At 43.4% G+C, this 13,388-nt stretch carries 11 protein-coding genes and 1 other annotated feature; of the genes, 1 reads left to right on the forward strand and 10 read right to left on the reverse strand.

All coding sequences use genetic code 11. The features are described from left to right. Positions 1-46: 46 nt before the first annotated feature. From NSS65_RS12920 to NSS65_RS12935, 4 genes are all read right to left on the reverse strand, one after another. Positions 47-1,063: an SPOR domain-containing protein gene (locus tag NSS65_RS12920; protein ID WP_259455943.1), complete on the reverse strand. Its 1,017-nt coding sequence runs from the start codon at positions 1,061-1,063 to the stop codon at positions 47-49. A 157-nt stretch (positions 1,064-1,220) separates the two neighbouring features. Next, a complete protein-coding gene (locus NSS65_RS12925; protein WP_144496269.1) occupies positions 1,221-1,952 on the reverse strand; it encodes an A24 family peptidase in 732 nt (243 codons plus the stop codon). Positions 1,953-2,099: 147 nt separating this feature from the next. After that, positions 2,100-3,404: a folylpolyglutamate synthase/dihydrofolate synthase family protein gene (locus NSS65_RS12930; protein ID WP_326134832.1), complete on the reverse strand. Its 1,305-nt coding sequence runs from the start codon at positions 3,402-3,404 to the stop codon at positions 2,100-2,102. Positions 3,405-3,469: 65 nt separating this feature from the next. After that, positions 3,470-6,112 carry a valine--tRNA ligase gene (locus NSS65_RS12935; protein ID WP_144496271.1) on the reverse strand — a complete coding sequence of 881 codons (2,643 nt, stop codon included), beginning with the start codon at positions 6,110-6,112 and terminating at the stop codon, positions 3,470-3,472. Positions 6,113-6,172: 60 nt separating this feature from the next. Beyond that, positions 6,173-6,402, reverse strand: a binding site (T-box leader). Positions 6,403-6,570: 168 nt separating this feature from the next. Between NSS65_RS12935 and NSS65_RS12940 the strand changes: the two genes are divergently transcribed. Next, entirely contained in the window at positions 6,571-6,759 is a 189-nt protein-coding gene (locus NSS65_RS12940) for a hypothetical protein (RefSeq protein WP_003216497.1), read from the forward strand. 51 nt (positions 6,760-6,810) lie between these two features. Here NSS65_RS12940 and ysxE read toward each other — a convergent pair whose 3' ends face one another. The 6 genes from ysxE to hemC all read right to left on the reverse strand — a co-directional run bounded on the left by ysxE (position 6,811) and on the right by hemC (position 13,359). Beyond that, on the reverse strand, positions 6,811-7,842 hold the full coding sequence (gene ysxE, locus NSS65_RS12945) for a spore coat protein YsxE (RefSeq protein WP_034279820.1): 1,032 nt from the start codon (positions 7,840-7,842) through the stop codon (positions 6,811-6,813). A gap of 37 nt (positions 7,843-7,879) precedes the next feature. Next, on the reverse strand, positions 7,880-9,214 hold the full coding sequence (locus NSS65_RS12950; RefSeq protein ID WP_342467270.1) for a LysM peptidoglycan-binding domain-containing protein: 1,335 nt from the start codon (positions 9,212-9,214) through the stop codon (positions 7,880-7,882). A 136-nt stretch (positions 9,215-9,350) separates the two neighbouring features. Further along, positions 9,351-10,643 (reverse strand): glutamate-1-semialdehyde 2,1-aminomutase, encoded by a 1,293-nt coding sequence (hemL, locus tag NSS65_RS12955; RefSeq protein WP_326134833.1) that lies wholly within the window; start codon positions 10,641-10,643, stop codon positions 9,351-9,353. 27 nt (positions 10,644-10,670) lie between these two features. Then, entirely contained in the window at positions 10,671-11,639 is a 969-nt protein-coding gene (gene hemB, locus NSS65_RS12960) for a porphobilinogen synthase (RefSeq protein ID WP_029706177.1), read from the reverse strand. After that, the gene (locus NSS65_RS12965) at positions 11,639-12,430 is read right to left on the reverse strand and encodes a uroporphyrinogen-III synthase (protein ID WP_120208317.1); all 792 of its coding nucleotides are present in this window, start codon (positions 12,428-12,430) and stop codon (positions 11,639-11,641) included. The genes hemB and NSS65_RS12965 overlap by 1 nt, the downstream gene beginning before the upstream one ends. Then, positions 12,427-13,359 carry a hydroxymethylbilane synthase gene (gene hemC / locus NSS65_RS12970; RefSeq protein WP_024423173.1) on the reverse strand — a complete coding sequence of 311 codons (933 nt, stop codon included), beginning with the start codon at positions 13,357-13,359 and terminating at the stop codon, positions 12,427-12,429. The genes NSS65_RS12965 and hemC overlap by 4 nt, the downstream gene beginning before the upstream one ends. Between the last annotated feature and the right edge of the window lie 29 nt (positions 13,360-13,388).

Here is a 13,388-nt window from a genome sequence, read left to right on the forward strand (position 1 = left end):
AAAAACTAGTCATTTTTTGACTAGTTTGGTTTCTTAAAATATGATTTTACGTATTTAATTGATCAAGCAGTGCCTGCTGAGATTTCCACCCGTTTTCAGCAGTAGGTTCATTTAACAGCTGCACCGCTTTCAGCAAACTGCTTTTAGCTGGTGCGTCCGTTGTTTTGGCACTTTCAAGCTCAGAGATCAGCTGCGCAACGTCCTTTTGATCCACATCATCCCCTGCAATGACCTTAGAGGATAAAACAGATGCCTTTTCTATTAAACTAGTCAGCTCCTCCGGTACTTGAAATGAGAGCTCCTTGCCTCCCCACGCCTCAAAGTGCTGATCAATCAGCTTCTTCCCAACAGCACTTGTCATGCCCTGTTCTGTCGCAAGCCCGGCAATAACATAATAGCCATCATCCATTGAGACCTTTTTCCCCGCGTATCCTGCTTCTTTTAAACTGCCAACTAATTCATCTGCTCCTTTTTCAGAGGAAAACTTTCCAGCCTGTACAACATATGTTGAAAAGCTGCCAGAGGCGCTTTTTTCATCTTTATTCTCTTTTGATTCATCAGCAGTATCTGCTGGCGGCGCATCCCCGCCCGCTCTCATCGATGATTGATTTCCGGAAGCTGAAACACTGATATCTCCCCCTGATGGATTCTGATTACCATCTTGACTTAAGCTAAGTGCAAACACACCTAGGCCTGTCCCAAGAACCACTGCAAACACAATCGTTGTCATCACTCTCTTAAACGGGCCGCGGTTTTTACCGAACTTCTGATCAAAGGAGCCTTTTTTCTTTTGATAAGGTGTGACGACCTTTGGATCAGAATGATAAATATGATCAGCTGCATCATCCCACTGGAAATCTTCTTCTTTCGGTTTAGCCGGTTCTTCCTCGGAAGCAGCAGTCTCCAGTTCTGACTGCCTTTTTTCCTCCCAATTCGAAAACGTCACTTGATCATCCTCTTGTTGTTTTAGCGGCTGATGGTCATCTTCATGAAGCATTTCTTCTTTGCCATTAATATTGACTTTTAACCCTTGTTTTTTTGCCTGCCTTTTTTTCACTGTCATTCCCCGCTTTCTGACATTGTTTGTAAGAAAGACCTTTTTGTCCAATGAATCAGCGCGAATGTAACCCGTCCTTCTTTCTGTTTCACACTTTAACATAGCGGATAAAAAAAAGAACAAGACTTTTGTCGGCAGGGAAAAAAAGTGTTCGCCAATTTTTTTAACCGGTCGACCCGGTGAATGGGAGCATGACATGAGCTCCATAGAGATACAGCCAAAAAGAAAAAGAGATCGCAGGAACAAAGGGAAATGGCTCATCTAATCGAAAGGAAAAAACCTTCGCATAGACGATTCCAGCGATACACGAGAGGAAAAGAATGAGAAGGAATGGCTTGAATCCTAAGCAAAATGCAATTACTCCGAACAGCTTGACATCAGCTCCGCCCATGCTATTTGGCTTGAGACGATCTAAACTATAAAACAAGAGAAAGCAAAAAAGAAGCGAAGCCGCTCCTTCCCACCAAATAAGAAGAGGTTCAAGCGTGCGGTATATGACGAAAAGAGGGAAAAAGAAGAGAAACAGCTCGTTTGGCACCCTCATATAAAGGAGATCGCTCACGACAGCAATCACAAATAAACTACAAAGAATCACAAGAAAAAGACCTTCAAACGAAATACCAGCGATTCTATACATGAGCAAAAAAAGACTGCCTGACAGCAGCTCAATCAGTGGATATAGCAAAGACAGCCGAGTGCCGCAATGTTTACAAGCCCCCCTCAATAATGCATACGAAACTAGCGGAATCATCTCGCGCAAGGAAAGCGGCTGTTTACAGGCTGTGCAGTGAGAACGAGGAAAAAGAATAGACCGCTTCAGTGGCAGCCTTTCACCGACTAGATGAAAGAATGACCCCATGGTGATGCCCGCAAGAAACACAAAAATGCCTATCATATATCGTGACCCCTTCTGAGAATAAGATAGACCGGATTTTACCACGACCGTATTCATTGAGCACATAGCAAAAATATGATTTCACTTCCCTCCTGCGTATCAAAAGAAAAAAACGCAAGAGGCATTGAAGCCATTTGCGTTTTTTTGTTACCCGATCATACGATTTCGTATATCTGAAATAAAATAAAGAGAGCCTGTCACAAGAATCACCGCTGAAGGATCATCACTTTTTTTCTGAATGAACTCAAGCACTGTACGAGGGTCATCATCATACGACTTTGCGTCTAAATGACTGCATACATAAAGCTTTTCAGCTGATTCGGCTCTTGGAAAATCAAATGAAACAAAATGGATAGAAGAACTAACGGCTTCAAGCTTTTGAATCATTTGCTTGTACGGCTTATCTTTTAAAGCACTAAAACATATATGCACCTGTTTAGTAGAAAAATGAGCTTGCACAGTTTCAATTAAACGGTCGATCCCTTCTTCATTATGAGCACCGTCTAAATACACTGGAGGATGATCTTTGACTTTTTCAAACCTTCCAGCCCAAACTGCCTGCCGAATGCCTTCATATATTTGCTCTTCTGTCACGCTAATATAGCCTTCTTGCTCCAGCCATTCAATGAGTAAAACAGCAAGGGAAGCATTTTGCCTTTGATGCGTTCCAATTAATCCTGTTTCAAGCTGAGGATACTGCCTTTTTGATGTGCGTAACGTGAATCGTTCACCTGTTTCTGTCGGCTGCTGCTCATCAAAACTACAAGTATCATGTAATGAAATACATTCGGCATTCTTTTCTTTGGCTGTGTTTTGAATGACAGAAAGAGCTTCAGGCTGGTGAACTGCCGTGATCATCGGAATACCCTCTTTGATAATGCCCGCTTTTTCAGCTGCAATTTGTTCAAGTGTGTCACCTAAAATGGCCATATGATCATGACCAATCGATGTAATCGTTGTTAAGATAGGCACAGCAATATTTGTAGAATCAAGCCTTCCGCCAAGCCCTGTTTCCAAGAGGACAAAGTCTACTTGGTGCACATGATCAAAATAAGCAAATGCACATGCTGTAATGATTTCAAATTCTGTTGCTGCGCCAAGCTCTGTTTGATCTAATTCATCAACAAGAGGCTTGATTTCATTCACCAAACTCAGCCATTCTTCATCCTCTATAGGCGCTCCGTTCACGCTGATTCTTTCATTGAACGTTAGTATAAATGGGGAGGTGAAAGTTCCGACCGAATAGCCGGCTGCCTGTAAAACAGAACGCGTAAACGCAATGGTTGATCCTTTACCATTTGTACCTGCAACATGTATTGCTTTTATGCTTTGTTCCGGATTTCCTAGTCTGTTCATCAGCCATTTCATTCGTTCAAGACCCGGTTTTACACCAAAGGCCAGTCTGCTGTGAATCCACTCAATCGCTTCATGATAGGTTGTAAACAATGTCATCTCTCATTTCATACGAAATTTTCAAAAAAGACGACTCCATTTCATTAGGAGCCGTCTTTTCAACCTTATGCTTTCAGCTCTTCAATACGCTTTTGAACAGCTTCGCGTTTTGCGACATAATCACGTTCTTTCGCACGCTCTTCTTCTACGACACTTTCAGGCGCTTTTTTCATAAAGCCTTCGTTGCCAAGCTTTTTCTGTACTCGTTCCACTTCTTTTGTCAGCTTATCAAGCTCTTTTTGCAGACGTGCAATTTCTTCATCCAAGTTGATTAAGCCTTCAAGCGGCAGAATGAGTTCTGCTCCAGAAATAACAGCCGTCATCGCTTTATCACTAGCTGGAACGTCTGTGCCAATTTCAAGAACACTTGGGTTCGTGAAGCGCTCAATATATGAACGATTATTCTCTAAACGTTCCTGAACATCAGACGTAGATGCTTTAATGTAAAGCTCAACTTGTTTGCTCATTGGCGTGTTCACTTCACTGCGAATGTTACGAACAGAACGAATGAGTTCAACAAGCAGCTTCATATCAGCAGAAGCTTGTTCGTTGGAAAGCTCTGGCTTCACTTCAGGCCATGCCGCTACAGTAATGGACTCACCTTCATGCGGCAGATGCTGCCAGATTTCTTCTGTTAAGAACGGCATAAACGGATGTAGAAGCCTCATCGTTTGATCTAATACATACGCAAGGATCGAACGAGTCGTTTTCTTCGCCGCTTCGTCTTCACCATAAAGCGGAAGTTTCGCCATTTCAATGTACCAATCACAGAAATCATCCCAAATGAAGTTGTATAAATGTCTGCCCACTTCACCGAATTCATACTTGTCAGCAAGCTGTGTGACACTTTCAATCGTTTCATTTAAGCGTGTTAAAATCCATTGATCAGCAACTGATTTTTCCCCTGATAAATCAAGCTCATCATACGTTAAACCATCCATATTCATTAAAGCAAAACGGGATGCGTTCCAAATTTTGTTCGCAAAGTTCCAAGTGGATTCAACCTTTTCAAAGCTAAAACGAAGATCCTGACCTGGTGAGCTTCCAGTCGCTAAGAAATATCTTAATGAATCCGCACCGTATTTGTCGATGACCTCCATTGGATCAATTCCGTTGCCAAGCGACTTACTCATTTTACGTCCTTGTTCGTCGCGGATGAGCCCATGAATGAGGACATCTTTAAACGGTTTTTCTCCTGTGAATTCAAGTCCTTGGAAGATCATGCGGGATACCCAGAAGAAAATGATGTCATAGCCTGTTACAAGCAGATTGGTTGGGTAGTAGCGCTTGAAGTCTTCACTGTCTGCATCTGGCCAGCCCATTGTAGAAAACGGCCAAAGTGCTGAACTAAACCATGTATCAAGCACATCGTTATCCTGTTCCCAGTTCTCAATATCTTCTGGTGCTTCAAGTCCAACGTATACTTCTTTCGTTTCTTTATGATACCAAGCCGGAATTCGGTGTCCCCACCATAGCTGACGAGAAATACACCAGTCACGGATATTTTCCATCCAATGTAAATATGTCTTTTCAAATCGGTCTGGAACAAATTGAACTTGGTCGTCCCCTTTTTGCAGATGAATGGCTTCGTCTGCCAGCGGCTGCATTTTCACAAACCATTGTGTCGATAAATACGGTTCAACGACAGCTCCACTTCGCTCACTATGACCAACTGAATGCATGTGGTCTTCAATTTTGAACAAAATGCCTTCCTCTTGTAAATCCTTCACAAGCTGTTTGCGGCATTCGAAGCGGTCCATCCCTTTATATTGCAGTGCATTCGCATTCATTGTGCCATCTTCATTCATGACAAGAATACGCTCTAACCCATGGCGGTTTCCAAGCTCAAAGTCATTCGGGTCATGAGCAGGTGTAATTTTCACAGCACCTGAACCAAACTCCATATCGACATAGTCATCACCGACGATTGGGATTTCACGGCCTGTAATTGGTAAAACCACTGTTTTTCCAATCAAATGCTGATAGCGTTCGTCATCAGGGTGTACGGCTACGGCTGTATCCCCCAGCATAGTTTCAGGTCTTGTTGTCGCAATTTCAATTGAACCTGTTCCATCTGAAAGCGGATATCTCAAGTGATAAAACGCACCTTGAACATCCTTATAAATCACTTCAATATCAGAAAGTGCCGTTTTCGTTGCTGGATCCCAGTTAATGATGTACTCTCCGCGATAAATAAGCCCTTTTTCATACAATTGAACAAACACTTGGCGAACGGCTTTATTCAGACCTTCATCTAAAGTAAAACGTTCACGGGAGTAATCGAGGCCAAGGCCCATTTTCGCCCACTGGCTGCGAATAAAATCTGCATATTCTTCTTTCCACTTCCACGTTTCTTCTACAAATTTCTCCCGGCCAAGGTCATACCGGCTTACGCCTTCTTCGCGAAGCTTTGCCTCGACTTTTGCTTGAGTTGCAATACCGGCATGGTCCATACCTGGAAGCCAAAGAACGTCATAGCCCTGCATCCGTTTCATACGTGTCACGATGTCTTGTAGTGTAGAATCCCATGCATGCCCAAGATGCAGTTTTCCTGTCACGTTTGGTGGAGGAATGACGACTGTATATGGATCTTTCGTTTTGTCATTTTGTGCTTCGAAGAATTTCCCTTCAAGCCAGTACGTATAGCGGTCTTTTTCAATCGCATTTGGATCGTACTTTGTTGGCATTTCTTGATTATTTGTTCCCATTTGTGTAACCTCCACATTTTTTCGGCTGATGAAACATAAAAAAAAGCCTTTCCATCCTTATAAAAGGACGAAAAAGCTTTTTCGCGGTACCACCTTTTTTCACGAGACACATATACGTGTCCCATACACTCTAAAGGATAACGGGGTTCTCCCGAATTTCTCTACTTGTTCATTCAAGAAATTAAGCTCACAGGCGACCTTCCAAACAAGTACATCCTAGGAAACCTTTCAGCTCTTGGTTTCCCTCTCTTTAGGGTCTTGCTCGTACTCTTCCTGATCCACGCTTACGATATATCACGTTCATCAGCACATACTCATCTTTTATTAATATTACTAAATGCCTTTTGTTTTCGTCAATCATCTTTTCCGCTTTTCTTCTTCTTTATACAAATTGGGCAGGCACCCTTCGCCCTTTTGCCCATATGATAATAACAAAATGAAGAAGGAGGGCGTTTGATTTGAAGAAGATCAATCCTTACACACTTCCCCCCTGGTTGAGACAAATTCGGGCAGTTGCTTCCCAAGTCGTTCTCCCGATTGCTATATTTCAAGGATTTCGTACGATCATTTTCCCTACGACATTTGACGTCCTCATTCTAGGTATTCTTATTTTTCTCGCCTGTGCCTTTCACCTTGATTGGTTTTAAAAACTTATCATTATGTACCTGCCCATATAAAGCCAGCGCAGCATAACCTCGTCATTCCGCCGATGACGAGGCACTTTGTTCTTCTTCAAGCCGTCTAGCCTGCTCAATCTCGTGAATCTTCATGACAGTCGGCTCTGAATTTTTCATCTGCCAATACGCTCTTAACAGCTGCTGGCAGCTTTCCATTTCATCCTGCCCGCCTGCTTCATAGGCTTTTACTGTATCAAACAGACCTTGCGGATAAGCGAGGTAGCTTAGGAATAAATGCAGTTCTTCCTCCCGAAGTGGGTTTCCTTTTTGATACGTATAAAACAAGGAAGTGCATTCAGGACAAGACGTGGGATAGGTTTTGAATGTCCGAAAGTAAAAGGTCAGAAGATCATAAATGGGGGCGGCTTTTTTAGACCGCTCAAAATTGGTGAAATGTCCTGTCCCTACATCATTATACAAAAAGTGATGGATCGATAGCTGTCCATGATTTAGCACAACACGCGTTGTCTCTTTGTCTGTCATTTCTTCATGCCAATCTTCTAAACGTTCAAGCGCAAATTCACTGGCAGACATCGCCTCTGAAAAATACATAGCAGCGGCCAGCTCAAATGGCGACATATACCACGTTTGTTCTGCCCGCTCTATGAATCGTTCATACATGTCTTTCTCTGTTTCCCATTTGGTCTTGATTTGTGTGTAATGTGCTTCTATCTCTTGCGCTGTGATATCCATCATGACTTCAGTCCGCTTATGAAGTCTTGCAATCTCTTGAAATAAATATTCATGCTTATCGTCCTGCTCTTCTCTCTTTTCATTCGTCAGCCACGGCATCAAATAGTATGCATACCGGCTTTCCCGATGACTTGAGAAAAAGGAACCGCTCTTCGTCCGATAAATCGGCACAAAGGAGCGATAGCCCTTTGATTCCAGTTCAAGCATTTGTTCTGTAAATTGCATATGCCGGCTGGCTTTTACTCGTTTCAGAGCAAATACACCCTGCTTAGTATAGACCTTGATGACAGCAGGACTGACAGGTTCAATATATTCAGCCTCAAGCCCGTATTCGTATAAGACAGATTGGATTTCATCCACGTTCACTCACCACATTTTCTCGGTCAGTCATCGCTTGCTATGCATTGCTTTTTTGATATTCAGGAATATAAAGAATCTGCCCTTCCTCAAGCTCCGCATCCATCGATAATGAGTTTGTGCGAAGAAGCTGCTGCACATTCAACTGATATCTCTCACAAATACGATCGACCGTATCTTCTTGCTGCACTATACATATTTTCATGCGGGAAAAATCTTCCTCCTCCTGCTTAGCGAACAGCTTTGTTAAATAAAGAGAGTTCTCACTGCCAGACGTTTCTCTCACGTCTTCTTCAAGCTCCTCTTCTTCTTGAGCTGACTCATATATTTTAGGTGCTTCCCGTTCATATAAGCGCCCGAGCTGATATTCATCATCGTGCGCCTCATGCTCAGGTTCCACTTGATCAGCAGGTGTTTCAAAAGCCGGATACGACTGTACCGTTTCTTCCTGCTCTTCAGCAGCTTCCGGATCCTTTCTCACTTCCACTTCAAAGAACGGATCTTCTCGGTCCTCTTCTTCTAAAAGCTTTGGCGGTTCAAAAAATGGCGGTTCCTGCACCTGAGCTTCAGGAATAGATCGATAGCCAGACGCCACCGCTTCTTCTTGGTTATTAGGCTGTTCCGGCTGTTCCGGCTCTTCTTGTTCTTCCGTTTCTTCGGGCGTTTCCGCTACTTCCCTCACCAGCTCTATCTTAATTTCTTCTTCCTCTTCTTGTTCTTCTTGTTCTTCTTGTTCTTCTTGTTCTTCCTGCACTTCCTGTTCCTCTTGCTCCGCGCGCGTGGCATGTTGGAATACAGGCTGATTCTCATCATGCTCACGTTCTTCGCTTTGCAGCTCTTCTTGTTCTTCTTGTTCCGGCTGCAACTGATAATCGTAGGCCATATCGCCATAATCCTCTTCAGGACGATGGACAAATTCATATGGCTCCTCTACAGGCGCTTCAGGCGTTTCCTCGTCTAACAAGCCCTCAATGGCTAAATCAGCCTGAATGGTGAGCAAACGATTCTCTGTCAGCTGGTAATCAAACGCATCAATAAACACAAACACATCATTTAAATGACTAATTTTGTTCTTCGGAATGGTGATATCGACTGGAAATTGATGCAGAAGCTCCGCCGTTCCGTCTTCTCTGACCTTTACCTCATCTGCTTCCCTGTATGTTGGAAAGGAACTCAATTCACCCAATAGCTCCTCTTGATTTATGTTGTATTCTCCTGTTAGCTCGAGTGAACCTCTAATGGAAACATAATCATTCACTTCTTGAACGAGAATGTCAGGGTCGAGAGAAATTGACAGCAGCTCACTGACTTCCTGTCCGCTTTTGAAATAAATGGATTCTTCTACCGAAAACTGTAATCGATTGTTTTGAGACAAGTCGGTGTCCTCCTTTCATCTAATCCTTAAAAAATAAAATTAGATGTCAATACAGTTGTATGAGGGAGGGAGTGAAAATATGATTGGTTTTCTCCAATGCAAAAAAGCCGATATGTCTCCATATCGGCCTTTTGTTTTATCGACGTAGTTTTTGAAAAACCTTTTCCACTGTCTCAATTGTATATTCGATGTCTTCATCTGTATGAGCTGTTGACAGGAATAGTCCTTCAAATTGAGAAGGCGGGAGGAAAATGCCGTGATCGGCCATTTCCTTGTAAAATTCAGCGAATAAAGCAAGATCAGCTGTTTTCGCTTTGTCATAATTGATCACTTCTTCATTTGTAAAGAAGAATCCGATCATGGAACCCGCACGGTTAAACGTTAATGGAATTCCGTATGCTTTTGCCGCTTTCGAAATGCCTTCTTCTAAACGGTCACCTTTTCGTTTAAATTCTTCATAAGACTCAGGTGTCAACTGTTTTAGAGTTTCTAAGCCTGCTGTCATCGCAAGAGGGTTACCAGATAACGTTCCTGCTTGATAAATTGGACCATTTGGCGCAATTTGTCTCATAATATCCGCTCTTCCGCCATAAGCACCGACCGGAAGACCGCCTCCAATCACTTTACCAAGGCACGTCAGATCAGGTGTGATGCCAAAATAGCCTTGCGCGCAGTGATAATCCACACGGAAGCCTGTCATGACCTCATCAAAAATGAGTAATGATCCATATTGCTCCGTGATGTCTCTCAGCCCTTGCAAGAAACCTTCTTGCGGAGGGACAACCCCCATATTTCCTGCAACCGGTTCTACAATGACACCCGCGATATCGTCTCCAAATTCTTGAAAAGCAACTTGAATGCTTTCTAAATCATTGTACGGTACTGTGATTGTGTTGCTTGCAGTCCCTTCAGGAACACCAGGACTATCCGGCAGTCCAAGCGTCGCCACTCCAGAACCCGCTTTGATGAGCAAAGAATCACCGTGGCCATGATAGCAGCCTTCAAATTTCACAATTTTATTTCTGCCTGTAAAACCGCGAGCTAGACGAAGTGCACTCATCGTCGCCTCTGTACCAGAGCTGACCATACGAATAACTTCGATGGAAGGAACCCGTTCTGATACAAGTTTAGCTAATTCATTTTCAACTAACGTAGAAGCACCGAAGCTTGTCCCATTTTCCGCTACTCGCTGAATGCTTTCAACAACACGGTCATTTGTATGTCCTAAAATAAGCGGTCCCCATGATAAGACATAATCGATGTATTCATTCCCATCAATATCATAGATCTTGGCACCTTTGCCTCGTTCCATAAAAATCGGGTCTGTGTTGACTGATTTAAATGCACGTACAGGGCTGTTGACACCACCAGGCATTAAATGCTGTGCTTCTTCAAATGCTTGCTTTGATTTTTCATAGCTACGTCCCATTTCAACGTCCTCCTGTCTATCCGTTCTTTATTCTGAGAGCCATTTTGCTGCATCTTTTGCATGATACGTAATGATGAGTTCTGCTCCTGCACGTTTCATGCTTGTCAGCATTTCAAGAACAAGCTCTTTTTCAGAAATCCAGCCATTTTGAGCAGCGGCTTTCACCATCGCATACTCTCCGCTCACATTGTAAGCAACAACAGGGAGTGTAAATTCATTTTTCACATCACGCATAATGTCTAAGTAAGAAAGAGATGGTTTAACAATCAAGAAGTCAGCTCCCTCTTCTACATCAGATTGCGCTTCTCTTAGAGCCTCTAAACGGTTTGCAGGGTCCATTTGATATGTTTTACGATCTCCAAACTGCGGTGTACTATGTGCCGCATCACGGAACGGACCGTAAAAAGCACTTGCATATTTCACCGCATATGACATGACAGGTACATGAATAAAGCCTGCTTCATCAAGTGCCTCACGAATGGCAACAACAAATCCGTCCATCATATTTGAAGGCGCGATGATATCTGCACCTGCACGCGCTTGGCTGACAGCAGTTTTCGCTAATAGCTGAAGAGATTCATCATTTAAAATTTCTCCATCTTCAACGATTCCGCAATGCCCGTGATCTGTATATTGGCATAAGCAAGTGTCTGCAATGACCACGAGCTCTGGGAAATGCTTTTTGATCTCAAGCGTTGCCCTTTGAACAATGCCATGGTCGTGATACGCCTCACTGCCTACATGATCTTTATGATCCGGCACACCAAATACAATGATCGATTTGATGCCAAGATCAACAAGCTCTTGAACTTCTTCTTTCACAAGGTCTACAGAAATGTGATATACACCCGGCATTGAAGAGACTTCTTTTCGTACATTTTCTCCCTCTACAAAAAAGATCGGGTAAATGAAATCAGATGGTCTTAAAAAGGTTTCTCTGACTAATTCTCTCATTCCTGCGCTTGTCCGCAATCTGCGGTGTCTGTTAAATTTCATCAATGGTTCAACTTCCTTTCAGATAAACGGCACATTAAATCTAGCATTCCGTCTATCGTATAAGTATCTGGGGTTTCAGAAGAAATCCCGTATTGAAGCAGTGCCTCTTTTGTCAGAGGACCGATCGTCACAAAACAGGTGTCAGATGCAGCCAGCATCGCTGCGTCTGGTTCCATCACATGCATAAAAGAATGAACAGTGGATGAGCTCGTAAATGTAATAAAATCAAATGATTGCTTTGTCATTGCCGATTTAAGTGCAGCAATTCCTTCCTCATCCTTGACTGTTTCATATAAAATCCATTCTTTTACTTCTATGCCGAGCGGAACGAGGGTCTCTTTCACCACATCTCGTGACAGATGCCCTTTTGCTACAAACACACGCTCTCCTGGGCGTACATGATCAAGTAATGCATCTGCCAGCTCTTCCGCTATAAATCGTTCTGGCACCACATCCACCTTCAAGCCGTGCTGCTCAAGATAGGCAGAGGTTTTCTCTCCTACAGCAGCGACTTTCAAATGGGTTAAGCTCTTATGTAAATGATGGTCTTTTATGTAATTCAGAAAAAAAGACGCACCATTCACACTCGTGAAAACAAGCCAGTGGCTATTTTGTAAGTCCTTTAAAAAGGCCTGCGCTTTTTCTTTTGTGAGCGTAGGCTCAAACCGAATAAGAGAGGTTAAAACCGCATGGCCGTTCAGCGCTTCGATCTTTTGCTGAAACACGCCCGCTTGACGTTCATTTCGAGTGACAAGCACCGTCTGTCCGTGAAGCGATTTGCCTATGCTCATTGAGACAGATCCTTTTTCACCTTGTCGATCAAATCCTTTGCTCCCTTATCGGCCATCTGCTTCGCACACGCTGTTCCTATGGCTTCAGGGTCAGTGCCTGTGACGGTTTCTCGAATAATCGTGTGCCCATCAGCAGATGCAACAAGACCTGTTAGTTCAATTTCATTATGCTCATTCATCGTTGCATAGCCGGCGATCGGCACCTGACAGCTTCCATCCATTTGTTTGAGGAAGGCTCTTTCTGCGAGGACCGTTTTCTTCGTATATTCATTCGTAAATTGGGCGAGAAGCTTAAGCAGCTCTTCATCATCCCCGCGGCACTCAATCGACAGCGCGCCTTGTCCAACGGCAGGAAGGCACGTCTCAGGAGATAAGAATTCCGACACGACCTCTTTGCTCCATCCCATTCTAGACAGACCGGCGGCCGCTAAAATAATGGCATCATACTCTTCATTTTTCAGCTTTTCCAATCTTGTATCAATGTTTCCTCGAATCCATTTAATCTCAAGATCTGGTCTCTCCTGAAGAAGCTGGGCGCTGCGCCGTAAGCTGCTCGTTCCCACAATTGCGCCCTTAGGCAGTTCGCTGAGACTCAGATGATCCTTCGAAATAAGTGCATCCCGCACATCTTCACGCTCAGGAATACAGCCAATCACTAAACCTTCCGGAAGAGCAGCCGGCATATCTTTCATGCTGTGCACCGCCATATCGATGTCATGATTCAGCATCGCCTGCTCGATCTCTTTAACAAACAGTCCTTTTCCGCCAACCTTAGATAAGGTCACATCTAAAATTTGATCACCCTTTGTCACAATTTCTTTTATTTCAAAAGAATAAGAAGGGTTTAGTTCAGACAGCTTTTGAATGACCCATTTTGTTTGTGTAATTGCCAGCTTACTTCGTCTAGAACCTACTTTAATTGTACGCAATACGTCTTCCTCCCGACAATGCCTTTAAG

Origin of the sequence: Bacillus sp. FSL K6-1006, from assembly GCF_038593175.1 — a bacterium.
Lineage (GTDB): Bacteria > Bacillota > Bacilli > Bacillales > Bacillaceae > Bacillus > Bacillus safensis.